The organism is Micromonospora sp. ATLC16 (assembly GCF_057196645.1).
Map to the genome: position 1 here is coordinate 1 of NZ_JBXUOW010000189.1, position 424 is coordinate 424.

At 71.7% G+C, this 424-nt stretch carries 1 protein-coding gene; it reads right to left on the bottom strand.

Going from position 1 to position 424, the window contains the following annotated elements:
• Positions 1-103 precede the first annotated feature (103 nt).
• Positions 104-424 (bottom strand): hypothetical protein (locus AC2CHE_RS27000; protein ID WP_484507631.1); only part of this gene is annotated, 321 nt, incomplete at its 5' end.

A 424-nucleotide genomic window follows, 5' to 3' on the forward strand; every position in this document is an offset into this window, starting at 1 on the left:
CACGGGTACGGAGCCAGCCGCGACCACCACACCCGACAACCGAGGCACAAGCCGTCAAGCCCTCGGACGTGCACCGCGAGGATCGTCCGCTCCGGCCCGCCGATCACTGCTTGCCCTCCTGCGGCCAGTGCCCACGATTGATCGGAATCCGGTGGCGGGCACGGCACGGCAGGTCGGCTCCGCACCGGCAGACGCGCCGCCACAGTTGCCACGACCACACAGGCCGGTGCCGTCGGGCGAAGGTCAACGCGGTGGCCGACAGGTACTCGTCGTACGAGACCCGCCGCTCCCGCGACGTCGACGCATCCCTGCCCGCTGTCGGATGCTGCTGTACGCCTCGCGCTTGGTCCAGCAGCCGCCGCCGGGCGGCGTCCTGCTCCATCGTCTGGATGCGCTGGCCGAACCCCGACACCGCCGGTGGCGA